The 25577-nt window shown below is 62.7% G+C and carries 26 protein-coding genes and 1 pseudogene; 19 read left to right on the top strand and 8 right to left on the bottom strand.

The annotated features are described in order from the left end of the window. The first annotated feature begins 327 nt into the window (after positions 1-327). Entirely contained in the window at positions 328-1917 is a 1590-nt protein-coding gene (locus tag ABOA88_RS03220) for an ABC transporter substrate-binding protein (RefSeq protein ID WP_196168023.1), read from the top strand. A 49-nt stretch (positions 1918-1966) separates the two neighbouring features. Here the strand turns inward: ABOA88_RS03220 and radC are convergent, their stop codons facing one another. Further along, positions 1967-2647, bottom strand: coding sequence for a RadC family protein (radC, locus tag ABOA88_RS03225; RefSeq protein WP_196168024.1), 681 nt, complete (start codon positions 2645-2647; stop codon positions 1967-1969). Between the two features lie 125 nt (positions 2648-2772). Between radC and coaBC the strand changes: the two genes are divergently transcribed. From coaBC to ABOA88_RS03260, 7 genes and pseudogenes are all read left to right on the top strand, one after another. Continuing rightward, entirely contained in the window at positions 2773-3984 is a 1212-nt protein-coding gene (gene coaBC / locus ABOA88_RS03230; protein ID WP_070093841.1) for a bifunctional phosphopantothenoylcysteine decarboxylase/phosphopantothenate--cysteine ligase CoaBC, read from the top strand. A 5-nt stretch (positions 3985-3989) separates the two neighbouring features. After that, complete coding sequence (dut, locus tag ABOA88_RS03235) at positions 3990-4445, top strand: dUTP diphosphatase (protein WP_084855344.1); 456 nt, start codon at positions 3990-3992, stop codon at positions 4443-4445. A 134-nt stretch (positions 4446-4579) separates the two neighbouring features. After that, positions 4580-5953: pseudogene (locus ABOA88_RS03240) on the top strand (phosphomannomutase/phosphoglucomutase); the annotation flags it as partial. A gap of 31 nt (positions 5954-5984) precedes the next feature. Beyond that, the gene (gene argB / locus ABOA88_RS03245) at positions 5985-6890 is read left to right on the top strand and encodes an acetylglutamate kinase (protein ID WP_043212973.1); all 906 of its coding nucleotides are present in this window, start codon (positions 5985-5987) and stop codon (positions 6888-6890) included. Between the two features lie 194 nt (positions 6891-7084). Next, positions 7085-7765, top strand: coding sequence for a CsgG/HfaB family protein (locus ABOA88_RS03250; protein ID WP_196168026.1), 681 nt, complete (start codon positions 7085-7087; stop codon positions 7763-7765). Between the two features lie 26 nt (positions 7766-7791). Further along, entirely contained in the window at positions 7792-8163 is a 372-nt protein-coding gene (locus ABOA88_RS03255) for a DUF4810 domain-containing protein (RefSeq protein WP_367850589.1), read from the top strand. Continuing rightward, positions 8160-8819, top strand: coding sequence for a DUF799 domain-containing protein (locus ABOA88_RS03260; protein ID WP_367850588.1), 660 nt, complete (start codon positions 8160-8162; stop codon positions 8817-8819). Before ABOA88_RS03255 ends, ABOA88_RS03260 begins: the two co-directional genes overlap by 4 nt. Positions 8820-8925: 106 nt before the next feature. On the opposite strand, the gene pyrE is transcribed toward ABOA88_RS03260, so the two are convergent. Continuing rightward, positions 8926-9567 carry an orotate phosphoribosyltransferase gene (pyrE, locus tag ABOA88_RS03265; protein WP_011536401.1) on the bottom strand — a complete coding sequence of 214 codons (642 nt, stop codon included), beginning with the start codon at positions 9565-9567 and terminating at the stop codon, positions 8926-8928. 80 nt (positions 9568-9647) lie between these two features. Here pyrE and ABOA88_RS03270 point away from each other — a divergent pair, with 80 nt between their 5' ends. Further along, entirely contained in the window at positions 9648-10427 is a 780-nt protein-coding gene (locus ABOA88_RS03270) for an exodeoxyribonuclease III (RefSeq protein ID WP_043212963.1), read from the top strand. Between the two features lie 108 nt (positions 10428-10535). Here ABOA88_RS03270 and ABOA88_RS03275 read toward each other — a convergent pair whose 3' ends face one another. Both ABOA88_RS03275 and rph read right to left on the bottom strand, forming a co-directional pair. Further along, positions 10536-10907 carry a DUF4870 domain-containing protein gene (locus tag ABOA88_RS03275; RefSeq protein WP_043212961.1) on the bottom strand — a complete coding sequence of 124 codons (372 nt, stop codon included), beginning with the start codon at positions 10905-10907 and terminating at the stop codon, positions 10536-10538. Between the two features lie 25 nt (positions 10908-10932). Further along, the gene (gene rph, locus ABOA88_RS03280; RefSeq protein WP_043212958.1) at positions 10933-11655 is read right to left on the bottom strand and encodes a ribonuclease PH; all 723 of its coding nucleotides are present in this window, start codon (positions 11653-11655) and stop codon (positions 10933-10935) included. Between the two features lie 226 nt (positions 11656-11881). Here rph and ABOA88_RS03285 point away from each other — a divergent pair, with 226 nt between their 5' ends. Further along, positions 11882-12745 carry a YicC/YloC family endoribonuclease gene (locus tag ABOA88_RS03285; protein ID WP_196168029.1) on the top strand — a complete coding sequence of 288 codons (864 nt, stop codon included), beginning with the start codon at positions 11882-11884 and terminating at the stop codon, positions 12743-12745. Positions 12746-12758: 13 nt separating this feature from the next. Beyond that, positions 12759-13415, top strand: coding sequence for a guanylate kinase (gene gmk / locus ABOA88_RS03290; RefSeq protein ID WP_367850587.1), 657 nt, complete (start codon positions 12759-12761; stop codon positions 13413-13415). Between the two features lie 37 nt (positions 13416-13452). Here gmk and ABOA88_RS03295 read toward each other — a convergent pair whose 3' ends face one another. The 3 genes from ABOA88_RS03295 to ABOA88_RS03305 all read right to left on the bottom strand — a co-directional run bounded on the left by ABOA88_RS03295 (position 13453) and on the right by ABOA88_RS03305 (position 17270). Then, positions 13453-14997: an APC family permease gene (locus ABOA88_RS03295; RefSeq protein WP_070572153.1), complete on the bottom strand. Its 1545-nt coding sequence runs from the start codon at positions 14995-14997 to the stop codon at positions 13453-13455. 112 nt (positions 14998-15109) lie between these two features. After that, on the bottom strand, positions 15110-15883 hold the full coding sequence (locus ABOA88_RS03300) for a gamma-glutamyl-gamma-aminobutyrate hydrolase family protein (protein WP_196168031.1): 774 nt from the start codon (positions 15881-15883) through the stop codon (positions 15110-15112). A 4-nt stretch (positions 15884-15887) separates the two neighbouring features. Then, on the bottom strand, positions 15888-17270 hold the full coding sequence (locus ABOA88_RS03305) for a glutamine synthetase family protein (protein ID WP_070093384.1): 1383 nt from the start codon (positions 17268-17270) through the stop codon (positions 15888-15890). A 209-nt stretch (positions 17271-17479) separates the two neighbouring features. Here ABOA88_RS03305 and ABOA88_RS03310 point away from each other — a divergent pair, with 209 nt between their 5' ends. The 5 genes from ABOA88_RS03310 to ABOA88_RS03330 all read left to right on the top strand — a co-directional run bounded on the left by ABOA88_RS03310 (position 17480) and on the right by ABOA88_RS03330 (position 22189). After that, positions 17480-18352 (top strand): LysR family transcriptional regulator, encoded by an 873-nt coding sequence (locus tag ABOA88_RS03310; RefSeq protein WP_043209893.1) that lies wholly within the window; start codon positions 17480-17482, stop codon positions 18350-18352. Between the two features lie 220 nt (positions 18353-18572). Then, positions 18573-18836 carry a DNA-directed RNA polymerase subunit omega gene (rpoZ, locus tag ABOA88_RS03315; protein WP_008091595.1) on the top strand — a complete coding sequence of 88 codons (264 nt, stop codon included), beginning with the start codon at positions 18573-18575 and terminating at the stop codon, positions 18834-18836. A 59-nt stretch (positions 18837-18895) separates the two neighbouring features. Beyond that, positions 18896-21004, top strand: coding sequence for a bifunctional GTP diphosphokinase/guanosine-3',5'-bis pyrophosphate 3'-pyrophosphohydrolase (spoT, locus tag ABOA88_RS03320; RefSeq protein WP_196163174.1), 2109 nt, complete (start codon positions 18896-18898; stop codon positions 21002-21004). A 21-nt stretch (positions 21005-21025) separates the two neighbouring features. Continuing rightward, a complete protein-coding gene (locus ABOA88_RS03325) occupies positions 21026-21406 on the top strand; it encodes a RidA family protein (RefSeq protein WP_043209898.1) in 381 nt (126 codons plus the stop codon). Between the two features lie 57 nt (positions 21407-21463). Then, a complete protein-coding gene (locus tag ABOA88_RS03330) occupies positions 21464-22189 on the top strand; it encodes a hypothetical protein (RefSeq protein WP_367850586.1) in 726 nt (241 codons plus the stop codon). 125 nt (positions 22190-22314) lie between these two features. On the opposite strand, the gene ABOA88_RS03335 is transcribed toward ABOA88_RS03330, so the two are convergent. Then, positions 22315-23166 carry an SDR family oxidoreductase gene (locus ABOA88_RS03335; RefSeq protein ID WP_367850585.1) on the bottom strand — a complete coding sequence of 284 codons (852 nt, stop codon included), beginning with the start codon at positions 23164-23166 and terminating at the stop codon, positions 22315-22317. Between the two features lie 192 nt (positions 23167-23358). Between ABOA88_RS03335 and exbB the strand changes: the two genes are divergently transcribed. The 3 genes from exbB to ABOA88_RS03350 are packed head-to-tail and all read left to right on the top strand — an operon-like array spanning position 23359 to position 25484. Continuing rightward, the gene (gene exbB, locus ABOA88_RS03340) at positions 23359-24321 is read left to right on the top strand and encodes a tonB-system energizer ExbB (RefSeq protein WP_367850584.1); all 963 of its coding nucleotides are present in this window, start codon (positions 23359-23361) and stop codon (positions 24319-24321) included. A gap of 3 nt (positions 24322-24324) precedes the next feature. Beyond that, entirely contained in the window at positions 24325-24753 is a 429-nt protein-coding gene (exbD, locus tag ABOA88_RS03345; RefSeq protein ID WP_043209902.1) for a TonB system transport protein ExbD, read from the top strand. Next, positions 24750-25484 carry an energy transducer TonB gene (locus tag ABOA88_RS03350; protein WP_196168035.1) on the top strand — a complete coding sequence of 245 codons (735 nt, stop codon included), beginning with the start codon at positions 24750-24752 and terminating at the stop codon, positions 25482-25484. The genes exbD and ABOA88_RS03350 overlap by 4 nt, the downstream gene beginning before the upstream one ends. Positions 25485-25577: the final 93 nt, after the last annotated feature.

The following is a 25577-nucleotide window of genomic DNA, read 5'->3' on the forward strand; positions in this document are numbered from 1 at the left end:
ATGGGTTGGCCGCTTAATCTCTCAGTCTATGGCGCCAGGCGCCGTGTTTCCGGGGGTCTTATCGACCGAATCGGCTTGCGCGACAGACCGTGCCCCTAGAAAAGAGCGCTGCTTTATACCAGAAAGACTCGACCACAACAACAGAAGATACGCATCCTGATAGGGCCGAGCGCGCCCGGCCAGCATAGCGACAAGGCTGGCGTGCTGTCGACCGCTCGTCGCCAGACAGACGAAAAAGAAGGTGGTCATTTATCAATGCGCGCACTAGGGTAGGACCTTTCCTCAACTGCACAGTCAGATGGGCCCCAGATCAGTCAAGGAGCCACCATGCGTGTCGCCGCCCTATCGTTGTTGTTCACCACCCTGTTCGCCGCAGGCCTCGCCCAGGCGGCGCCCCTCTCCGTTTGCACCGAGGCCAGCCCCGAAGGTTTCGACGTCGTCCAGTACAACTCGCTGACGACCACCAACGCCTCGGCCGATGTGCTGATGAATCGTCTGGTGGAATTCGATGCCAGCCAGGGCAAGGTGGTGCCCAGCCTGGCGGAAAGCTGGACAGTGTCCGATGACGGCCTGATTTATGACTTCAAGCTGCGTAATGGCGTGAAATTCCATGCCACGCCCTGGTTCAAACCCAGCCGTGAGCTGGAAGCCGACGATGTGCTGTTCAGCTTCCAGCGCATGCTCTACCCCGCTCACGCCTGGCACAAAACGGCGCCTGGAGGGTACCCGCATGCCCAATCGCTGCAGCTGGCCAGCCTGATCAAACTGATCGAGGCGCCGGAAGCGCACACGGTGCGCTTCACCCTGACCCACCCGGACGCCACCTTCCTGGCCACCCTGAGCATGGGCTTCGCCTCGATCTATTCCGCCGAATATGCCGACAAACTGCTCAAGGCCGGCACCCCGGAAAAGCTCAACAGCCAGCCGGTCGGCACCGGGCCGTTCGTGTTCCAGCGTTTTCAGAAGGACGCGGTGGTGCGCTATCGCGCCAACCCCGACTATTTCGCGGGCAAGCCCGCTGTCGACCCGCTGATCTACGCCATTACCCCGGACGCCAACGTACGCCTGCAAAAGCTCAAACGCGGCGAATGCCAAGTAGCCCTCTCGCCCAAACCGTTGGATATCACCGAAGCGGGCAAGGACGGCAACCTCAAGACCGCAAGTGTCCCGGCGTTCATGACGGCGTTCGTCGCCATCAACAGCCAGCACCCTCCACTGGACAAGCCCGAGGTGCGCCAGGCCATCAACCTGGCCTTCGACAAGCCTGCTTATCTCAAGGCCGTGTTCGAAGGCACCGCCATCGCGGCCAATGGCCCCTACCCGCCCAACACCTGGAGCTACGCCAAGGACCTGCCCGGCTACACCATGGACCTTAAAAAGGCCAAGGCACTGTTGGCCAAGGCAGGGCTTGCGGGCGGTTTTGCCACGACAATCTGGACCCGCCCCTCAGGCAGCCTGCTCAATCCCAACCCGAGCCTGGGCGCACAGATGCTCCAGGCGGATCTTGCGAAGATCGGCATCAAGGCCGAGATCCGCGTGATCGAATGGGGCGAGCTGATCCGCCGGGCCAAGGCTGGCGAGCATGACCTGCTGTTCATGGGCTGGGCCGGCGACAACGGCGATCCGGACAACTTCCTCAGCCCGCAGTTTTCCTGCGCGGCGGTCAAGTCCGGCACCAACTTCGCGCGTTTTTGCGACAACCGCCTGGATCAGTTGATCAGCGCCGGTCGCACCACCAACGACCAGAGCGTGCGCAGCCGCCTGTATCAACAGGCGCAGACGCTGATCCAGCAGCAAGCACTGTGGCTGCCACTGGCCCACCCAACCGCGGCGACGCTGCTGCGCCAAGGCGTGGAGGGTTACCAGGTGAGCCCGTTCGGGCGATTGGATTTCAGCAAGGTTTCCGTCACGCGCTAAGTCATTGGTCGGGGCGCTTTGCGCCCCGTCGCAGGCCGCAAAAGCAGCCCTAGACCTCGAACCACCCCTGCTCGATCATCGACAGTGGCTCACCGTCCCCGACGATGACATGATCGAGCACCCGCACATCGATCAACGCCAATGCCCGTTTGAGCACCAGCGTCATGTGCACGTCATCCTCACTGGGCTCGCTATGACCTGACGGATGGTTGTGACAGAGGATCAGTGCGGCGGCGTTGTGCAACAGCGAGCGCCGCACCACCTCACGCGGGTAGACGCTCGCTCGGTTGATCGTCCCCCTGAACAGGATCTCGAACGCCAGCGGCCTGTGCTTGGTGTCCAGGAACAGACAGCCGAACACTTCGCTGGCTTCGTGACACAGCATGGACTTCAGGTAACGCCGCACCGATGCCGGACTCTCCAGAACGGCTTCGCGCGAGATGGATTCATCCAGATAACGCCTGCCAATCTCCAGCAACGCCTGCAACTGCGCATATTTCACCAGCCCCAGGCCCGGCTCACGCAGCACAGCATCGCGATCAGCCTCGAGAAACTGCCTGAGTCCGCCGAAACGCACCAAAAGCCCCCGCGCCAAGTCCAGCACATTACGCCCGGCAACTCCCGAACCCAGCAGTACAGCGAGCAATTCCGAGTCCGACAGCACGGCCGCACCGCGCTGCAACAGCTTCTCCCGTGGCCGATCGTCCGCTGGCCATTCCCTGATGTTCATACCCCTCCTTGCGTGTTACTGCGGCGCGTTTAGGCCCTGTGTTAATCTATCCCGCTCCGTAGATGCGACGATCTGCCGCAGGCAGCAGTCGTCGTCGCCCGCTTTCACTGGAAAAAGGCAAGCCTATGCAGCGGCTGTATCGCAAGCGCATCGTTCTCGGCGTGGGTGGCGGCATCGCCGCCTACAAGAGCGCCGAGCTGATTCGCCGACTCCTGGAACACGGCGCGCAGGTGCGCGTCGTCATGACCCGCGGTGGTGCCGAGTTCATCACGCCACTGACCCTGCAGGCACTGTCCGGCCACCCGGTGCACATGGATCTGCTCGACCCCGCCGCGGAAGCTGCGATGGGGCACATCGAACTGGCCAAGTGGGCCGACCTGGTGCTGATCGCCCCAGCCACTGCCGATCTCATGGCACGCCTGGCACAGGGCATGGCCGATGACCTGCTGACCACCCTGGTGCTGGCCACCGATGCCACTGTTGCCGTGGCGCCGGCCATGAACCAGGCCATGTGGCGCGACCCGGCCACCCAGGCCAACCTCGAACTGCTCAAGAGCCGCGGCATCCAGGTATTCGGCCCGGCCTCAGGCAGCCAGGCCTGTGGTGACGTAGGCCTTGGTCGCATGCTCGAAGCCACGGATCTGGCCTGGTGCGCCGCCGAAAGCTTCAAGCGCCAGTCGCTGACCGGCAAGCACGTGCTGATCACCGCCGGCCCCACCCAGGAAAACATCGACCCGGTGCGCTACATCACCAATCATAGCTCCGGGAAGATGGGCTTCGCTCTGGCCGAGGCGGCCGCCGAAGCAGGGGCTCGGGTGACCCTCGTTACAGGCCCCGTGCACCTACCGACGCCCGATCGCGTCAACCGGATCGACGTGGTGAGCGCTCGGGACATGCTCGCGGCCTGCGAGGCCGCCATGCCCTGCGACCTGTTCATCGCCTCGGCAGCGGTCGCGGACTACCGCCCGGAAGTCGTTGCCCCGCAAAAACTCAAGAAAGACCCTACGACCGGCGACGGCATGCTGCTGCAGATGGTGCGCAATCCGGATATCCTTGCGACCATCGCTGGCCGCACCGATCGTCCGTTCAGCGTCGGTTTCGCCGCCGAGACCGAACACCTGCTCGATTACGCCACGCGCAAGCTCAAGGACAAGAACCTCGACCTGATCGTCGCCAATGATGTGGCCAACCCCAGCATCGGCTTCAACAGCGAGGAAAACGCCCTGACCGTCATCGACCGCCAGCAGCACCAGACCCTCTTCGCGCAGACCAGCAAGGGCAAGATCGCCCGACAACTGGTCGCCTTCATCGCCGAACGGCTCAACCAGGTTCAATAAGTTACATGCACGCTCTTCAAGCCAAGATCCTCGACCCTCGCCTGGGCAACGAATTCCCTCTGCCGCAATATGCCACCCCCGGCTCCGCCGGCCTGGACCTGCGCGCCATGCTCAAGGAGGACACCGTCCTGGAGCCGGGCCAGACCCTGCTGATTCCCACTGGCCTGTCGGTATACATCGGCGACCCGGGCCTGGCCGCCATGATCCTCCCGCGCTCGGGCCTGGGCCACAAGCACGGCATCGTGCTGGGCAACCTGGTCGGCCTGATCGACTCGGACTACCAGGGCGAACTGATGGTCTCGTGCTGGAACCGCGGCCAGACGCCCTTCACCATCGCCATCGGCGAGCGTATCGCGCAGCTGGTGCTGGTGCCTGTGGTGCAGGCCCATTTCGATATCGTCGAGTCCTTCGACGAGAGCCAGCGCGGGGCTGGCGGCTTCGGTCACTCCGGCAGCCACTGAGTCCGGCTGACGACCGTTGGGCCATGGATGGCGAACTCTCTGGCAAAAGCATCGTCCAAGCGTTCAGTTTGCGCCTACCCAGAAGCCTTTGATTATTGGAGCTCCCAGAGATGAACGACATGGCCCACCTGGTACCCGCACTGCCCGAGAGCATCTTCCGCGCCTACGACATCCGGGGCGTTGTCGGCAAAACCCTGACCGGCGAGACTGCCTATTGGATCGGCCGTGCCATCGGCGCCCAGACCCTTGCCCAGGGCGAGCCACAGATCTCGGTCGGTCGCGATGGCCGCCTGTCCGGCCCGATGCTGGTCGAGCAACTGATCAAGGGCCTGGTCGACGCCGGTTGCCAGGTCAGCGACGTCGGCCTGGTTCCGACTCCAGCGCTGTACTACGCCGCCAATGTGCTGGCCGGCAAATCCGGTGTAATGCTCACCGGCAGCCACAATCCGCCTGACTACAACGGCTTCAAGATCGTCATCGCTGGCGACACCTTGGCCAACGAACAGATCCAAGCCCTGCTGACCCGCCTGAAAACCAACGACCTGAGCCGTGGCGAGGGCCGCGTCGAACGTGTCGAGATCCTGGAGCGTTACTTCCAGCAGATCGTCGGCGACGTGAAGCTGGCCAAGAGACTCAAGGTGGTGGTGGACTGCGGCAACGGCGCCGCCGGTGTCATCGCGCCACAACTGATCGAGGCCTTGGGCTGCGACGTCATCCCGCTGTTCTGCGACGTCGACGGTAACTTCCCCAACCATCACCCGGACCCGGGCAAGCCAGAAAACCTCGAGGACCTGATCGCCAAGGTCAAGGAAACCGGCGCCGACATCGGCCTGGCCTTCGACGGTGACGGCGACCGCGTGGGCGTGGTGACCAACACCGGCACCATCGTCTATCCAGACCGCCTGCTGATGCTCTTCGCCCAGGACGTGCTGTCGCGCAACCCCGGCGCCGAGATCATCTTCGACGTCAAATGCACCCGTCGCCTGACGCCGCTGATCGAACAGCTCGGCGGTCGCGCCCTGATGTGGAAGACCGGCCACTCGCTGATCAAGAAGAAGATGAAACAGACCGGCTCTCTGCTGGCCGGCGAGATGAGCGGACACATTTTCATCAAGGAACGCTGGTACGGTTTCGACGACGGCATCTACAGCGCTGCCCGTCTGCTGGAAATCCTCAGCAAGGCAGACCAAGACGCCGAAAGCCTGTTCGCGGCGTTCCCGAACGATATTTCGACGCCGGAAATCAACATTGATGTGACCGACGAGAGTAAATTCAGCATCATTGATGCACTGCAACGCGACGCCGACTGGGGCGATGCCAACCTCACCACCATCGACGGTGTGCGGGTCGACTACGCCCAGGGCTGGGGCCTGGTTCGCGCCTCCAACACCACCCCGGTGCTGGTGCTGCGCTTCGAGGCCGAAAGCGACGCCGAGCTCAAACGTATCCAGGCTGTCTTGCGCACGCAGTTGCTGCGTGTCGATCCAGCCCTGCAACTGCCGTTCTGACCGACTATCCGTTCCTTACCTGGAGCCCTGCATGACCCTCGATCGCGATGCCGCTTCCCATGTAGCCGAGGTTTTGTCCGAAGCACTGCCTTACATTCGCCGCTTTGTCGGCAAGACCCTGGTGATCAAGTACGGCGGCAACGCGATGGAGAGCGAAGAGCTCAAGACCGGCTTTGCCCGGGACATCGTGCTGATGAAGGCCGTGGGCATCAACCCGGTGGTCGTGCATGGCGGCGGCCCACAGATCGGTGACCTGCTCAAGCGTCTCTCGATCGAGAGCCATTTCATCGATGGCATGCGCGTCACCGACTCGGCCACCATGGACGTGGTGGAGATGGTTCTGGGCGGCCAGGTAAACAAGGACATCGTCAACCTGATCAACCGTCACGGCGGCAGCGCCATCGGCCTGACCGGCAAAGATGCTGAATTGATCCGCGCCAAGAAGCTCACCGTCACCCGTCAAACACCGGAGATGACCCAGCCGGAAATCATCGACATCGGTCACGTAGGTGAAGTGGTGAGCGTCAACACCGACCTGTTGAACATGCTGGTCAAAGGCGACTTCATTCCGGTGATCGCACCGATCGGCGTGGGTGAGAACGGCGAGTCGTACAACATCAACGCCGACCTGGTGGCGGGCAAGGTAGCCGAGGCGCTCAAGGCCGAGAAGCTGATGCTGCTGACCAACATCGCAGGCCTGATGGACAAGCAAGGCACCGTCCTGACGGGATTGACCACCGAGCAGGTCAACGAGCTGATCGCCGACGGCACCATCTACGGCGGCATGCTGCCGAAGATCAAATGTGCTTTGGAGGCAGTGCAAGGTGGTGTGAACAGCTCGCACATCATCGATGGTCGCGTACCGAATGCCGTCCTGCTGGAGATCTTCACCGACAGCGGCGTGGGTACCCTGATCACCAACACCAAGCGTCACTGACCACTTGGTCTGTCAGATGGTTCTTACCATCTGGCGCCGATTCACGGAAAAAGGCGACCTCTAAGGTCGCCTTTTTTTATTCGTCCTCACCACACCCGCGCTTTAAGCTCCCGCCGCACATAAAGGTTTCCTGCCAGGCGCCGAAAAGGTAATGGCATAGCGCTATCGTTTTAATTTCTAGTGGGAGATATCGCGTGAAATACGCATCACAAGGACTCGTGCTGGTAGCCGCTCTGGCTATCGGGTCCCTTTCCGGCTGCGCAACCGAAACCTCCACGGCAGTTACCGTGCAGCAGGTGGAAAGCGTCAACCGTCCTTACAGCGGCGTTCGCGCGCCGATCGCCGTGGGTAAATTCGACAATCGCTCCAGCTACATGCGCGGCATCTTCTCCGACGGCGTTGACCGTTTGGGTGGCCAGGCCAAAACCATCCTGATCACCCATTTGCAGCAGACCCATCGCTTCAATGTGCTCGACCGCGACAATATGGGCGAGATCCAGCAGGAAGCGGCGATCAAGGGCCAAGCCCAACGTCTCAAAGGCGCCGACTACGTGGTGACAGGCGATGTGACCGAGTTCGGCCGCAAAGAGGTCGGCGATCACCAGCTGTTCGGCATCCTGGGCCGCGGCAAGACCCAGATTGCCTATGCCAAGGTTGCACTGAACATCGTCAATATCAGCACCTCCGAGGTGGTCTATTCGAGCCAGGGTGCAGGTGAATATGCACTCTCCAACCGCGAGATCATCGGCTTCGGCGGTACCGCCAGCTATGACTCCACCCTTAATGGCAAAGTCCTCGACCTGGCCATGCGCGAAGCCGTGAACAAACTGGTCAATGCCGTGGAAAGCGGCCAATGGAAGCCACAAGCACAGTAAGTGCATAGGACAAGGAAGACCGTTACATGACGACCCCACTCTCGGCCTGGCGCGCTTTCGCCGCGCTCTTGCTTGGCTGCACCCTGCTGGCCGGCTGCAGCGGGCAAAAGCCCTTGTACCAATGGGAGAGCTACCAGCCCCAGGTACATGAGTACTTCAAAGGCGAGACCTCGAAAGAGGAACAGGCCATCGCCCTTGAGCGTGACCTCGAAAAGATCAAAGCCAAGAACGGCGCAGTACCCCCCGGCTATCACGCTCAACTTGGGCTGCTCTATTCCAGCCTTGGCAAGGACGATCAGATGATTCAGCAACTGCGCACCGAAAAAGCACTGTTCCCTGAATCGGCGCCGTACATGGACTTTCTGATCAACAATGCCAGCAAGGGAATCAAGCAATGATCAGTCGCCTCACCCAACTGCTCGTGAGCGCCTGCGTGCTGGTGCTGCTCACCGGCTGCGCCGAGCGCAAGACCATCGATTACACGGCCTACAAGCAAAGTCGCCCTAAATCGATCCTGATCCTGCCGCCGCTGAACGAGTCCCCGGATGTCAAAGCCACCTACAGCATGCTGTCCCAGGTGACCTATCCGCTGGCCGAGGCAGGCTACTACGTGATGCCCGTGGCACTGGTTGACGAAACATTCCGCCAGAACGGCCTGAGCACACCCGCCGATATCCATCAGCTACCGCCCGACAAGCTGCATGAGATCTTTGGTGCGGACGCAGGCCTGTATGTCACCGTCAGCGATTACGGTACCCGCTATATGGTGCTCAGCAGCGCAACTATCGTCACCGCCAGCGCCAAACTGGTGGACCTCAAGAGCGGAACCACCTTGTGGACAGGTAGCGCCAGCGCGTCGAGCGAGGAAGGCCGGCAGAATCAAGGTGGCCTGATTGGCATGCTGGTCACCGCAGCGATCAACCAGATCATCAGCAACGTACAAGATGATGCGGGTTACCCGATCGCTGGCATCACCAGCAGTCGTTTGCTCACACCCCAGCCCAACGGCGGAATCCTCTATGGCCCCCGCTCGCCGAAGTACGGCACGGACTGAGGGCAGCCGGCATCGCGGCGGTTCGCCGCTAATAAGGCCTGAATAGCCTGCACAAAAAAAGGCGACCCTCTCACGAAGGTCGCCTTTTTCAATTGCAACGCGGGAGTCAGATCCCGTACTGCGCCCGATAGGCTTCGACAGCTGGCAGGTGTTGCTTGAGCTGTGGATCATCGGCCAGGAACTCCAGCACCTGGGTCAGCGAAACGATGCTGACCACCGGGATGCCGAAGTCACGCTCGACTTCCTGGATCGCCGATAGCTCGCCATTGCCACGCTCTTCGCGGTTCAGCGCGATCAGAACGCCAGCGGCCTTGGCCTGCTGGGCGTTGATGATCTGCATCACTTCGCGGATGGCGGTGCCAGCGGTGATCACATCGTCGATGATCAGCACGTCACCGGCCAGCGGGGCGCCGACCAGGCTGCCGCCTTCGCCGTGATCCTTGGCTTCCTTGCGGTTGAAGCACCATGGCACATCGAGCTGGTGTTGCTCGGCCAGCGCCACGGCAGTGGCTGCCGCCAGGGGAATACCCTTGTAGGCGGGGCCGAACAGCACGTCGAACGGGATCTTGCTGTCGACGATGGCCGCCGCGTAGCAACGCCCCAGTTGCGCCAGTGCTGAACCGGTATTGAACAAGCCGGCATTGAAGAAGTACGGGCTGGTACGCCCCGATTTCAGGGTGAACTCACCGAAGCGCAGAACCCCGCGATCGATGGCAAAACGAATGAAGTCGCGCTGATACGGCTGCATGAAGAGTCCCGGACACCACGGATTTAGCTAAATGAGTTGAGCTCGGGTATCATACACGCACGAGATTTTTGGGGCCATTTATGCGGATCATCAGTGTGAACGTAAATGGCATTCAGGCTGCGGCCGAGCGTGGATTGCTCAGCTGGCTGCAAGCCCAGAATGCCGACGTCATCTGCCTTCAGGATACCCGCGCCTCGGCCTTTGAACTCGACGACCCAGCTTTCCAGCTCGATGGCTATTTCCTTTACGCCTGCGACGCGGAGGTGCCAGCCCAAGGTGGCGTGGCACTGTACTCGCGGATGCAGCCCAAGGCAGTCATCACCGGCCTGGGCTTCGAGACAGCCGACCGTTACGGGCGTTACCTGCAAGCGGATTTCGACAAGGTAAGTATTGCAACGTTGCTGCTGCCTTCAGGCATGAACGGCGACGAGGACTTGAACCAGAAGTTCAAGTTGATGGACGACTTCGCCCGCTACTTGGACAAGCAGCGCCGCAAGCGTCGCGAGTACATCTACTGTGGCTCGCTGTACGTGGCGCAACAGAAGCTGGACATCAAGAACTGGCGCGACAGCCAGCAGTCGCCGGGCTTCCTGCCGCCGGAGCGTGCGTGGATGGACGCAATCGTTGGCGACATGGGCTACGTCGACGCCCTGCGCGAAGTCAGCCGCGAAGGCGACCAGTACAGCTGGTGGCCGGACAACGAGCAGGCCGAGATGCTCAACCTGGGTTACCGGTTCGATTACCAGATCCTCACCCCAGGCCTGCGCCGTTTCGTGCGCAACGCCCGCCTGCCGCGCCAGCCGCGCTTCTCCCAGCATGCGCCACTGATCGTGGACTACGACTGGACGCTGACGATCTAAGTCAGTCTGCAGCTCATTCGCGGGCAAACCCGCCCTCACAGGACACCGCCCTTCTTAAGCGCAGCGCCTGTGGGGGCGGGTTTACCCGCGAATGATCCTTAGAAAAACCTACTTGATCGGTCGCCAGATCAGCGGATAGCGATAAGGCTTGCCCTCGTTGGCCCTGACCCCTGCAAGGATGGCCAGGACCAGCACCGCCACCGTCAGGATGGCGAACAGCACGATCCCTACCAGCACGAACATCAGCAAGAAGCAGATGAACCCTGCGATGGTCACACTGATCTGGAAGTTCAGTGCCTCCTTGCCCTGCGCGTCGATGAACGGATCCAGCTCACGCTTCCAGATCCACATCACCAGCGGGCCCAGCAGGTGCCCAAGGGGCACCACCAGGCCCAGCAGCGCCGAGAGATGACAGAACATCGCCCATTGCCGGATCTCGGCGTTGGGTGGGGCGACCGGTAGGTCGTCAGGCTCGTTCATGTTCCACATCTCCTTGGCAGCCAGGTCAGTCGGCCAGCGACGCGTTCTGCAGTTCGAAGATCTCGGTCATGCCCTTTTGGGCCAGGGCCAGCATGGCGTTGAAGTCTTCAGGCTGGAACGGGGCGCCTTCGGCGGTGCCCTGGACCTCGATGAAGCCACCGGCGCTGGTCATGACCACGTTCAGGTCGGTCTCGGCGGCGGAGTCTTCCAAGTAGTCCAGGTCGAGCACGGCCTCGCCCTGATACATGCCCACCGACACGGCGGCGATCATGTGCTTGAGCGGGTTGCCGCCCTTGAGACCACCACGCTTCTTGATCACGGCCAGGGCGTCGCACAGGGCGACCATGGCACCGGTGATCGACGCGGTGCGGGTGCCACCATCGGCCTGGATCACATCGCAGTCGACGTACAGGGTGACGTCGCCCAGCTTGCTCATGTCCAGCGCGGCGCGCAGGGAACGGCCTATCAGGCGCTGGATCTCCAGGGTACGGCCACCCTGCTTGCCACGACTCGCTTCACGCTGGTTACGCTCGCCGGTGGAACGCGGCAGCATGCCGTACTCGGCGGTCAGCCAACCCTGGCCCTGACCCTTGAGGAAGCGGGGAACACCATTTTCGACGCTGACCGTGCAGACGACCTTGGTGTCGCCGAACTCGACCAGTACCGACCCCTCGGCGTGCTTGGTGTAGTTGCGGGTGATGCGGATCGAGCGGAGCTGATCGGCGGCGCGACCACTTGGACGTTTCATCTGGGATACCTGTACCGGGACTTGAATCTGGCGAGCATTATAAGGCCCGGCGCCCTGGGAGGACACGCCTATTGTCGCGCGCCGGGGCAGCCTGTCGTCTTTTCCCACCGGCCTTGCAGGCTCTCTGTAACATGGGTGGATTGGGCGCCCGCACCGCACTGCGCTACAATCCCGCGCCTTGGCCGAAAGGCTTTCCCGTTCATTCAGACTTCGCGAGGTACTCACCATGGTGCACAGCATGACCGCTTTTGCTCGCGTCGAGCGCGCTGGCAGCCAAGGCACCCTGGCCTGGGAACTGCGCTCGGTCAACCACCGCTACCTGGAGCCTCACCTGCGCTTGCCCGAGGCCCTGCGCGATCTGGAAGGCGCGGTGCGCGAAGGCCTGCGCCAAGGCCTGTCGCGCGGCAAGGTCGAATGCACCCTGCGCCTGAGCGAAGACAACGCCGGCAAGCCCCTTCAGGTCGACCGTGAGCGCGCCGCGCAGCTGGTCGCCGCCGCCGAGACCGTCGCCGGCCTGATCAAGCAGCCCGCGCCGCTGAACCCGCTCGAAGTCCTGGCCTGGCCCGGCGTGCTGGTGGCCGACGCCAGCGACCCTCAGGCGCTCAACGCCGAGGCCATGGCGCTGTTCAACGAGGCGCTCGCCGAGCTCAAGGCCGGCCGCCAGCGTGAAGGCCTGGAACTGGCCCGCCTGATCAACGAGCGTCTGGACAGCATGACCGCAGAGGTCACCACCTTGCGCGCCCTGGTGCCACAGATGCTGGCCGCCCAGCGCCAGCGCATCCTCGACCGCTTCAATGACCTGCAGGCCGAACTCGACCCGCAGCGCCTGGAGCAGGAGATGGTGTTGCTGGCCCAGAAAAGCGACGTGGCCGAAGAGCTGGACCGCCTCAGCACGCACATCACCGAGGTCCGGCGGGTCCTCAAGTCCGGCGGCGCAGCCGGCCGGCGCCTGGACTTCCTGATGCAAGAGCTCAACCGCGAAGCCAACACCCTGGGCTCCAAGGCGTTCGATCCGCGCAGCACCCAGGCGGCGGTCAACCTCAAGGTGTTGATCGAACAGATGCGTGAACAAGTACAGAACATCGAGTAAGGCCACCCCTACCATGAACCACAGCAGCGGCACCCTCTACATCGTCTCGGCCCCGTCCGGCGCCGGCAAGACCAGCCTGGTCACGGCGCTGACCCAGGCGGACGACAACATCCGCGTCTCGGTCTCCCACACCACCCGCGCCATGCGCCCAGGCGAGCAGCACGGGGTGAACTATCACTTCGTCGAGCACGCGCATTTCAAGGTGCTCATCGAGCAGGGCGACTTCCTCGAGCACGCCGAGGTCTTCGGCAACTTCTACGGAACCTCGCGCAGCGCACTGCAGCAGACCCTCGACCAAGGCTATGACCTGATCCTGGAAATCGACTGGCAAGGCGCCCAGCAGGTACGCAAGCTGATGCCCGAGGCGCTGTCGGTCTTCATCCTGCCGCCAAGCCAGCAGGCCCTGCGCCATCGCCTGGACAACCGCGGCCAGGACAGCGAGGAAATCATCGAAGGCCGCATGAGGGAAGCGGTCAGCGAGATGGTCCATTACGACGAGTACGACTACGTCATCATCAACGATGACTTCGCCGAGGCGCTGGAAGACCTCAAAGCGGTGTTCCGTGCAAACCGAGATGGCGATCCACAAGCCGTCGAACGTGCCGAGGCGCTCAGGCTGCACAAGCAACAGCAACGCCACGGAGCGCTGCTCAAGCAATTGATCGGCTGAAATCAAAAAGGGGCTGCGTTCGCAGCCCCTTTTTTCATTACTCCTGCAGTTGCAGGTTGGCCTGCTGGCGCAACGTCGCGCCCAGGAAGTAGGCCGGTGCACGCCAGCGCGACAGCACCATCAACACGATCCCCAGTGCCGAAATGATTGCCGCGATCACGAATACCAGGCCAAGCCCGGCAACGTGAGAGCCGCTGCCGAAGTCCGGCGAGGCGCTGTCGATCGCCGTGCGCACGAAGATGATCGACAGGATTACACCACCCACCAGCGGGCACAGGCCGCGCATGAAGAAGTGGCGCAGGCTGCCGAACAGACTGTGGCGGAAATACCAGACACAGGCATAGGCCGTCAGCGAGTAGTAGAAGCAGATCATCATGCCCAGGGCAGTGATGGTATCGGCCAGCACGTTCTCGCTCAGCGTGCGCATGGTCACGTAGAACAGACCAGCAGCAACGCCGGCGCAGATGGTCGCGTAGCGCGGCGTCTGCGAACGCGGGCAGACGCTGGCAAAACGTTGTGGCACGGCGCCGTAGTAGCCCATCGCGAGCAGGGTCCGCGCCGGCGACACGAAGGTCGACTGCAAGGACGCAGCAGTGCTCGCCAATACGGCAATGGACATCAGGATCGCCAGCGGCCCCATGACCGGACCGGCCAGGTGCGCAAAGACGTTCTCTTGGATACGCGGGTTACCCAGACCCAGGCCAACATCACTGATCCCGGCGAACTGCAGGGTGGCGATGGCGGTGACCAAGTAGAGACCGAGGATCAGCAACACCGTCCAGGTGGCAGCCTTGCCCGGGACTTCGTCACTGCCGATCGACTCTTCACTCACGGTCAGGCACACGTCCCAGCCCCAGAAGATGAAGATCGACAACGACAGACCTGCGGCGAACGCCGAGAACGACTCCACGCCAAACGGGTTGAACCAGGCCAGGTCGAATGCCAGCGGTGGCGGTGCGGTGGTCTCGCTGAAAGCGGCGAACGCAAAGCCGATCAGCACCAGCAACTGCAAGGCCACCAGGCCGTATTGCACGGTCATCGTGGTGCCCATGCCACGGCAGCAGATCCACACCGCCAAGGCGATGAACACACAACAGGTGGTGATGTTCACCAACAAGTTGTCCGCCAATGCCGCCAGCTCCTGCTGACCGGTGATCTGTGCAATGAACAGGTAGAAGAAATCGACGGCCACACCCGCCAAGTTGGACAACACGATGGTAGTGGCCACGACCAGCCCCCAGCCACCGATCCAGCCGATCATCGGCCCGAAGGCCCGTGCCGACCAGGTAAAGGAGGTGCCGCTGTCCGGCTCCGCGGCATTGAGCTCGCGATAGCCCAGCGCGACCAGCAACATGGGCAGGAAGCCGACGATGAAAACAGCGGGGAGGTGGGCGCCCACCTCACGCACGGTGGGGCCAAGGGCACCGGTCAGGGTATAGACAGGTGCAATCGTGGAGATGCCCAGCACCACGCTGGCCAGCAGGCCCAAACGGCCTTTTGCCAGGCCTTTGCTGGCGCGCTGGGTGTTGCCTGCATCGGTCGCCACATCGGGTGGGCGGCCGGCTTCGGTGTATTCGCTCATGAGTCTTTGCCGTAACTATTGGTATTGTTTTCACGGACCTTGCGAACAAGGCCCGCTTTCACTCATTGAAAGCTGTTGCAGGGAGCGGGTCATCCAAGACCTTCGGGTAACGTCAGAGTGTTTTCTGGCGCAAACCCTCCCGTGCAGCATGGGCAATGCAGGCCTCGCGGAATGCCTGGAACAGGCGCCGGGAGACCGGGTTTTCGGCGAAACGCCATTCCGGGTGCCACTGCACACCGAGCACGAAGCCCGGCGCATCAGGCATGGACACCGCCTCGATCAGGCCATCCGGGGCCCGTGCCTCGACGCGCAGGCCAGGGGCCAGACGGTCGATGCCCTGGCTGTGCAGCGAGTTGACCTCGAACTGCTCAGCCAGGCCCAAGCGCTCGAACAGCCCTCCCGGCGCAACGCCGACGGGGTGTCGAGGGCTGTATTGCACCTCAAGTGGTGCATCCTCAGGTTCTCGGTGATCCAGGTAGCCGGGCAGCTCCTGCACGCGCTGGTGCAGAGTGCCGCCGAGGGCGACGTTCAATTCCTGGAAACCACGGCAGATACAGAACACCGGTATACCGGCGGCAATGGCTGCCTGCAGCAACGGCAAGGTCAGACGGTCACGCGCGGTGTCGTGCCGGGTCCCTTCCGCGCTGGGGGCGCCATTGTAATGATGCGGCTCGACATTAGAAGGCGAGCCGGTAAAAAGAATGCCATCGAGCCGCGCGAGCAGCGCCTGTGTGTCGCTGCCACCGTCACGGGCCGGCAAAATCAACGGAAGCCCCGCAAAGCCGGCCGCCTCCACGTACTTGTCGCCCACAGTGTGCGACGAGTTTTTCCCCACCTGCTGGCGGCAGGCGCTGACACCGATCAGAGGGACCGCATTTGCGCTCATGGGCTTATACCGTGTGCAGGTACCAGTTGTACTCGAGGTCGGAGATCGACACTTCGAACTCGGCCAGCTCGCTTTCCTTGCAGGCCACGAAGATATCGATGTAGTCCGGGCTGATGTATTGATTGAGCACTTCGCTGTCATCCAGCGCGCGCAGGGCGTCGCGCAGGTTGTTCGGCAGGCTCTGCTCCAGTTGCTCGTACGAGTTGCCTTCGATCGGCTCACCCGGCTCGACCTGATTGGTCAGGCCGTGATGGATGCCGGCCAGAATGGCGGCGAGCATCAGGTAAGGGTTGGCGTCGGCACCGGCCACGCGGTGCTCGATGCGCACGTTCTCGCTGCTGTCGGTGGGCACGCGCAGGGCGACGGTGCGGTTGTCCAGGCCCCAGCTCGGTGCGTTCGGCACATAGAACTGTGCGCCGAAGCGACGGTAGGAGTTGATGTTCGGGCACAGAAACGCCATCGATGCCGGCATGGTTTCCAGCACACCGCCGATCGCGTGGCGCAGCGCATCGCTCTGGAGCGGATCTTCGTTGGCGAAGATGTTCTTGCCGGTCTTCTTGTCCAGCAGCGAGATGTGCACGTGCAGGCCATTGCCCGCCTGGCCCGGGTAGGGCTTGGCCATGAAGGTGGTGTCCATTTCATGGTCGTAGGCGATGTTCTTGATCAGGCGCTTGAGCAGGATCGCGTAGTCACAGGCCTTGAGCGGATCGGCCACGTGGTGCAGGTTGACCTCGAACTGGGCCGGGGCGCTTTCCTTGACGATGGCGTCGGCCGGGATGCCTTGCTCCTTGGCCGCTTCCAGCATGTCCTGCAGGCAGTCGGCGTACTCGTCCAAGTCGTCGATCAGGTACACCTGGGTCGACTGCGGGCGCTTGCCGGAGATCGGTGAGCGCGGCGGCTGCGGACGGCCATTGAGGTTGTCCTGGTCGATCAGGTAGAACTCGAGCTCGAAGGCTGCGCAGATATCCAGGCCCAGCTCGTCGAATTTGGCGACCACTTGGCGCAACACTTCACGTGGATCGGCGAAGAACGGCGCGCCGTCCAGCTCATGCATGGTCATCAGCAGTTGGGCGGTGGGGCGCTTCTGCCAAGGCTCGTCGGACAATGTACCGGGGATCGGATAGCAGATGCGGTCGGCATCGCCGATATCCAGGCCAAGGCCGGTGCTCTCGACGGTCGAGCCGTTGATATCCAGGGCAAACAACGACGCCGGCAGATTGATGCCTTTCTCGTATACCTTGTGCAGGCTGGCGCGCTCGATGCGCTTGCCGCGTACCACACCGTTCATGTCGGAAATCAGCAGATCGACGAACTGCGTGTCCGGATGAGCCTCTAGGAATTCATTCATCTCGCTGGAAGAACTGGCGCACGGGATTACCGACGTCATGGCTGTACATCCTTTGATTCGGGGCGGCGATGTGGAGGGATACTGCTGGCGCCTCGCGGGCGGCGATGGTTGCTACTGTTGTTCTTTTCACTGTCCCATCGTTGGGGATAGGGTGCGACCCGGTGTGCATTGATTCCCGGGGGCCGTTCCACTATAAAATGGCCTCAACGCAACAGACATTGGCATTTCGGCAAGCAGAGCGTGCATCAATGCAATATCAGATTACCCATGCCGACCTTTCCCTGGTCCTGGCCCTGGAGCGCGGTCGCTCGCTGGCCAAAGCCGCCGAACTGCTCAAGGTAGATGTCTCGACGGTGTTTCGCTCGATTCGCCGACTGGAGTCCGCATTGGGCACAGCGCTGTTCGTCAAGAGCCGCAAAGGTTACCTGCCCACCGATACCGCCCAGGCCCTGGCAGAGCAGGCCGAGCGCGCCGAGCAGGCGCTCGATGCCGCACGCATCGCCCTGACCAGCGGCGAACAGGTCGTCAGCGGTACCGTTCGTCTGACGTGTACCGAAGCAGTCATGCACAGCCTGCTACTGCCAGCGCTGGCCGACTTCATGTCGAACTACCCTGCCCTGTCGCTGGAGCTAGGCACCTCCAACACCTTCGCCAACCTCAGTCGACGCGATGCCGACATCGCGCTGCGCCTGACCAACACACCGCCCGAGCATCTTGTCGGCCGCTGCCTGGGCTCAACGTCCTACGTGGTCTGCGGCCAAGCGCAGTGGCGCGAGCGCCTGGGCGAGTCGCATCACAGCGTGCCGTGGATCGCCCCGGACGACTCGATGCAGGACCATCCCACAGTCGTCTGGCGCAACCAGCAGTACCCTGGCCTGAATCCACGCTACCAGTGCAGCAGCATGTCGACCATCGCCCAGCTGGTGAGCACCGGCCTTGGCGTCGCGGCACTACCGGACTACATGGTCGATGCCCTGCCCGAGGTCGAGGCCCTGAGCGGCCCCCTGCCCGGTTGCGACACCCAGCTGTGGCTGCTGACCCGCCCGGACTGCCGAGCGCTGCGCTCGGTACAGACCTTGTTCGAAGAGCTGACCCCGCGCCTGCGCGACGCCATGTTGTGAGAACGCGCCAAGGAGGGTTGTCTGCGGTCTGTGCATCCCGTTATCGTCAGGGTCGAGCGTGCCGGTGCCTGCGGGCTTACCCGCGAAGCAGTCAATACAGGCCCGACAGAGCAGCACCTGACAAAACAGCGCTTCCCTATTGGCTGGTGATTTTTTAAACTATCGAGTCCGCCTGCCCACTCTGGGCTGCACGCTAACGCATTTGCTACTGAGGAAGACCATGGCCCGCGTAACTGTTGAAGACTGCCTGGAACACGTGGATAACCGCTTTGAGCTGGTCATGCTCTCGACCAAGCGCGCCCGTCAGCTGGCCACCGGCGGCAAAGAGCCGCGCGTTGCATGGGAAAACGACAAGCCGACCGTCGTCGCCCTGCGCGAAATCGCCGAAGGTATCGTCACTCCTGAGTTCATCGCCGCCGAAGAGATCGTCACTGAAGATCCGGTCTTCGCTGCGTTCGAGGACGAGAACAACGAGGCTGTCTGATCCATGCCCGGTCGACATCGTGCGGCACAAGGCCCTCTCCCTCGGCAGGAGGTGAACCCATGCCGGGTATAGAAGCCCTCGCCGAACGGCTGTCGACCTACCTCGGCCCCGACCAGGTCAATCTGGTCCGCCGGGCCTACTTCTACGCCGAACAGGCGCACGATGGCCAACGCCGCCGCAGCGGCGAGCCCTACGTGACCCATCCGCTGGCCGTGGCCAGCATCCTGGCCGACATGCACATGGACCATCAGAGCCTGATGGCCGCCATGCTGCACGATGTGATCGAAGACACCGGCATCGCCAAGGAAGCCCTCTGCCAGCAATTCGGCGAGACTGTCGCCGAGCTGGTCGACGGGGTCAGCAAGCTGACCCAGATGAACTTCGAGACCAAGGCCGAGGCCCAGGCCGAAAACTTCCAGAAGATGGCCATGGCCATGGCCCGGGACATCCGCGTCATCCTGGTCAAGCTGGCCGACCGCCTGCACAACATGCGCACCCTGGAAGTGCTCTCTGGCGAAAAACGCCGACGCATCGCCAAGGAAACCCTCGAAATCTACGCTCCCATCGCAAACCGCCTGGGCATGCACAACGTGCGCGTGGAATTCGAGGACCTCGGTTTCAAGGCGATGCACCCGATGCGCTCCTCGCTCATCCACCGCGCCGTCAAGAGCGCCCGTGGCAACCGCAAGGAAATCGTCGCCAAGATCGAACAGTCGCTGGCCAACTGCCTGGCCGCGGACGGCATCGAGGGCGAGGTCAGCGGCCGGCAGAAACACCTCTATGGCATCTACAAGAAGATGCGCGGCAAGCGCCGCGCCTTCAACGAGATCATGGACGTGTATGCCTTCCGCATCATCGTCGACAAGGTCGACACCTGCTATCGCGTGCTCGGCGCCGTACACAACCTGTACAAGCCACTGCCCGGTCGCTTCAAGGACTACATCGCGATTCCCAAGGCCAACGGCTACCAGTCGCTGCACACGACGCTGTTCGGCATGCACGGCGTACCCATCGAGATCCAGATCCGCACTCGCGAAATGGAAGAGATGGCCAACAACGGAATCGCCGCCCACTGGCTGTACAAGTCCAACGAGGACGAACAGCCCAAAGGCAACCATGCCCGAGCCCGTCAATGGGTCAAGGGCATCCTCGAGCTGCAGCAGCGCGCCGGCAACTCGCTGGAATTCATCGAGAGCGTCAAGATCGACCTGTTCCCGGACGAGGTCTATGTCTTTACGCCCAAGGGCCGGATCATGGAGCTGCCCAAAGGCTCCACCGCCGTCGACTTCGCCTACGCAGTGCATACCGATGTCGGCAACAGCTGCATCGCCTGCCGCATCAATCGCCGCCTGGCGCCGCTGTCCGAACCACTGCAAAGCGGCTCGACGGTGGAAATCGTCAGCGCGCCGGGCGCCCGTCCGAACCCCGCGTGGCTCAATTTCGTGGTCACCGGCAAGGCGCGCACGCATATTCGCCATGCACTCAAGCAGCAGCGCCGGTCCGAATCGATCAGCCTGGGCGAACGCCTGCTGAACAAGGTCCTCACCGGCTTCGACAGCAGCCTGGAGAAAATCCCGTCGGAGCGCATCCAGTCCATCCTCAGCGAATACCGCCTGGAGCTGCTCGAGGATCTGCTCGAAGACATCGGCCTGGGCAATCGCATGGCCTACGTGGTGGCTCGCCGCCTGTTGTCCGCCGAAGGCGAGCAACTGCCCGCACCGGAAGGCCCGCTGGCCATCCGCGGCACCGAAGGCCTGGTGCTCAGCTACGCCAAATGCTGCACCCCTATCCCCGGCGACCCGATCGTCGGGCACCTGTCGGCGGGCAAAGGCATGGTCGTGCACCTGGAGAACTGCCGCAACATCAGTGAAATCCGCCACAACCCGGAAAAATGCGTGCAGCTTTCCTGGGCCAAGGACATCACCGGTGAGTTCAATGTCGAACTGCGCGTCGAGCTGGAGCACCAGCGCGGCCTGATCGCCCTGTTGGCCAGCAGTGTCAACGCCGCCGACGGCAATATCGAAAAAATCAGCATGGACGAACGCGACGGCCGTATCAGCGTGGTCCAACTGGTGGTCAGCGTGCGCGATCGCGTGCACCTGGCCCGCGTGATCAAGAAGTTGCGTACCCTGACCGGCGTGGTCCGCATCACCCGCATGCGTACGTAGTCCGTCAACCAAGGAGTCATCATGACCAAGACCGTCATCAACAGCGACAAGGCCCCAGCCGCCATCGGCACCTACTCCCAGGCGATCAAGGCCGGCAACACCGTCTACATGTCCGGCCAGATCCCGCTGGATCCGAAAACCATGGAACTGGTCGAAGGCTTCGAAGCCCAGACCGTCCAGGTCTTCGAAAACCTCAAGGCCGTTGCCGAGGCCGCTGGCGGTTCGTTCAAGGACATCGTCAAGCTGAACATCTTCCTCACCGATCTGAGCCACTTCGCCAAGGTCAACGAGATCATGGGCCGTTACTTCGAGCAGCCTTACCCAGCGCGCGCCGCTATCGGCGTTGCCGCTCTGCCGAAAGGCTCCCAGGTCGAGATGGACGCGATCCTGGTCATCGAGTGATGCCTCCGGTGGCGGGCGCCCTGCCCGTCACCTTTCCTGCCCCAAGGTTTTACCATCATGCGCCATGCCCTGCCCCTTGCACTGGCAGCCCTGCTCCTGGGCGGCTGTGCCAGCCACAAACCTGAAGACTACAACGGCACCTGGATCAACCAGGACGCTATCGATGCCGCCGACGGCGACAGCCTGCACCAGGCCCTGAGCAAAAAAGGGCCAGTACTCGAATGGAAAATCGACACTGCCAACCAGCAAGCCAGCTACAGCAACGGCTTCGAGGCAGTGGATGGTTACCTGAGCGCGAAGGAAGACCAGTGGCAGGCCAGCTTCACCGGCGGCCAGACCGAGCAACTGAACCTCAGTGGCAACAAACTGCGCGTCACCTCGCAAAACGGCAACAAACAGACCTTCGTGAAGGCGCCGACGGCCTCCGCCAACGCCCCGCTTGGCGGCAGTTTTGAAAAGGCCCTGTACACCGCCTATCTGGGCGGCGAATGGAAGATCGTCGAGGGCCCGGGTAAAGGTGCAACGGTGCGCTTCGCCGACAACGGCAGCGTGACGGGCCTGCCGAATCTGGATCGCTACGCCCTGTGCCTGGCGGGTGATTGCGCCGACATGGGCGGCGATAACGACAGCCTGTGGTTGGAGCGCAACCAACGAGGCGCGCCGTGGATCTTCAAGCGCGACGGCGACACGCTGGAAATCCTTCAAGCGGTCAATCGTGCCCAGCCAGACGAAAAGCCACAGCTGGCGCCCGGCGCCCGGCAGTGGGTGCTTGAGCGCGACTGATATAACCTCGCAAGTCCCGTCACGCCCACAGGCTCTGCGGCACCCTCGATAACACCGCGGTGCCTGTGGGAACGGGTTTACCCGCGAAAAGGCCAAGGCAACCCAGCAAGAAGCTTGATCGCGCTCTAACTCTTCAAGATCGCGGCGTACCCTTCCCTGTAGCTTGGATACTGCGGCGCCCATCCCAGCGCACGTGCTCGTGCATTGCTGCAGCGCTTGCTACCGGTACGCCGAACGCGTTGCTCGTCCGACCATTCGCTCACCCCCATGTACTGGCGCAGCCAGCCCACTACGTCGGCCAAGGGCGCAGGGTCGTCATCAACGCCGATATAGCAAGAGTCCAGCGCCACGCCACGGGCGTCGGCCTGGAGCAGGAAGGCCAGCAAACCTGCCGCATCCTCGGCATGGATGCGGTTGCCATACAGCGGCGGCTCCTCGGCCACCCGGTAACCCTGACGCACCTGGCTGAGCAGCCACTCCCGACCCGGGCCATAGATGCCGGTCAGGCGCACGAGCGTTGCGGGCAGCCCGCTGTGCAGCGCCAACTGCTCGGCCTGCAGCATCACGCGGCCCGAATAGCCTTGGGGTTCAGTCACCGCGTTCTCGTCGACCCACTCGCCCTGCGCCTGCGCATACACACTGCTGCTGGACACGAACAGCAGCCGCCGGGGCTGCTGTCCACGCGCCCGCAGCCAATCGAGCACATGACGCAGACCGTCGACATAAGCAGCCTGGTATCCCCCCTCATCGTGTTGGCTGGCGGCCACGCAGTACACCAGGTAATCGGGCGATCGCTGGGGCCAGTCTGCCGGTATCGCGGGCTCGGACAGGTCGGCGGCAATCGGCACGACGCCCACGGGCAGATGCTCGACCATGCGTCGCAAGCCACTGACCTGCCAGCCCAGCGCCAGCAACTGGCGAGCTAGACGACCGCCTACATCACCGCAGCCAACGATCATCACGCAGGGTTCGGACATTTCAATCGCTCCACAGACAAAGGTTGAGGCTAACCGGATTAATCGATAGGCGGCTAGACGATGGTTAAAAAAGGCAACTTAATTACTTCTGCTAACAAGAATTACTTGCAATAATGGCGCCCTATCTGTTCTCGGCCCGACTCGAGGCCCTGGAGAACGTCACCTTCTTTATCTTCATCAGGTCCGGCCAGCATGACACGTACACAATCCTCCGCTTCGCCAACCACGTCGCGCGCATGGCGCGCCATCGCCGCGCTGACCCTCAGCCTGGTGCTGGCCCCGGCCGCCATGGCCGATGAGCCTGCCACCGCAGCCACCAGCGCCCCTGCTGCCGCTGCAGCACCTGCCGCCCCGGCCCCAACCGGTGAAGCCCAGGCCCCCGCTGCTACCTCCAATGCTCAGGCCCCTGCGGACGAGAACGTCCAGGCCTTGGTCGAAGACACCTCCCTGGGCATGGCCCACGATCTTTCTCCCTGGGGCATGTACAAGAACGCCGACGTGGTCGTCAAAGCCGTAATGATCGGCCTGGCCATCGCCTCGCTGATCACCTGGACCATCTGGATCGCCAAGGGCTTCGAGCTGATGGGTGCCAAGCGCCGCCTGCGTGGCGAAGTGGCCTTGCTGAAGAAGGCAGCCAGCCTCAAGGAAGCCAGCGACGCTGCCAACAAGGCAGGCACCCTGGCCCACACCTTGGTCCATGATGCGCTGGACGAAATGCGCCTCTCGGCCAATGCCCGCGAGAAGGAAGGCATCAAGGAGCGCGTCAGCTTCCGCCTGGAGCGCCTGGTCGCCGCCAGCGGCCGCAACATGAGCAGCGGCACCGGCCTGCTCGCCACCATCGGTTCCACCGCGCCCTTCGTCGGTCTGTTCGGTACCGTCTGGGGCATCATGAACAGCTTCATCGGCATCGCCAAGACCCAGACCACCAACCTGGCCGTGGTCGCCCCCGGCATCGCCGAAGCCCTGCTGGCCACCGCGCTGGGTCTGGTCGCGGCCATTCCGGCCGTGGTCATCTACAACGTCTTCGCCCGCTCCATCGCAGGCTACAAGGCCCAAGTCTCCGACGCCTCGGCCCAGGTACTGCTGCTGGTGAGCCGTGACCTGGACCATCAGGGTGGCGAGCGCGTCACCCCGCACATGGTGAAAGTGGGGTAAGCCATGGGCCTGCATCTCAACGAAGGTGGCGACGATCTCGCCGAAAACCACGAAATCAACGTCACACCTTTCATCGACGTCATGCTGGTGCTGCTGATCATCTTCATGGTCGCAGCCCCCCTGGCCACTGTCGACATCAAGGTCGACCTGCCAGCCTCGACCGCCAAACCGGCACCGAGGCCCGAGAAGCCGGTGTTCGTCAGCGTCAAGACCGACAAGAAACTCTATGTCGGTGATGACGAGGTGGCCCAGCGCGACCAGCTCGGCGCGATGCTCGATGCCAAGACCAAGGGTGACAAGGAAACCACGATCTTCTTCCAGGCCGACAAGGGTGTTGATTACGGCGACCTGATGGAAGTGATGAACACCATGCGCGCCGCCGGCTACCTCAAGGTCGGTCTGGTCGGTCTAGAAACGGCAGCCAAGCAATGACAACGACACGGTCCAACCTGGCGCGCTACGGCGTCAGCCTGGCGATCGTGCTGGGCGTACACGTGCTGGCGGTGCTACTGACCCTGAACTGGTCGGTGCCCCAGGCCGTCGAGCTGCCACCAGCCGCCATGATGGTCGAGCTGGCGCCGCTGCCCGCACCGGCACCTCCACCACCGCCCAAGGCCGCACCGCAGCCTCCGGCACCGGTCGAAGAGCCTCCGCTGCCAAAGCTGGTGGAAGCGCCCAAGCCGAAGATCGCCATCCCCAAGCCGCCCAAGCCCAAGGCCAAGCCTCAACCGCCCAAGCCTGAGAAAAAGCCTGAGCCACCGAAGGATCTGCCCCCGGCCAAGGAACAGGTCGCGGACACGCCGCCCAGCAACACGCCACCGCAAAAATCGGCGGCACCGGCACCGAGCATCGCGTCCAACAGCAATGCCCTGCCGACCTGGCAGAGCGACCTGCTGCGCCACCTGGCCAAGTACAAGCGGTACCCGGAAGACGCTCGTCGCCGTGGTCTGCAAGGCATCAACCGGCTGCGCTTCGTGGTCGATGCCGAAGGCAAGGTGTTGTCGTTCTCGCTGGCCGGTGGCTCGGGCAGCGCGGCGCTGGACCGGGCGACCCTGGAGATGATCCGTCGGGCGCAGCCAGTACCCAAGCCGCCGAAGGAATTGCTGAACAATGGTCAGATCGAAGTCGTGGCACCGTTCGTCTACTCGCTGGACCGTCGCTGAGACTTTTGTTTCTGTCACAAAACAGCAAGTCTGATAACGTGCGTCTATCGATTGCAGCCGCTATGCTGGGGCCGCAACTTCATGGACGCACGT

The organism is Pseudomonas sp. PKS, from assembly GCF_051913525.1.
Classification (GTDB): domain Bacteria; phylum Pseudomonadota; class Gammaproteobacteria; order Pseudomonadales; family Pseudomonadaceae; genus Aquipseudomonas; species Aquipseudomonas guariconensis_D.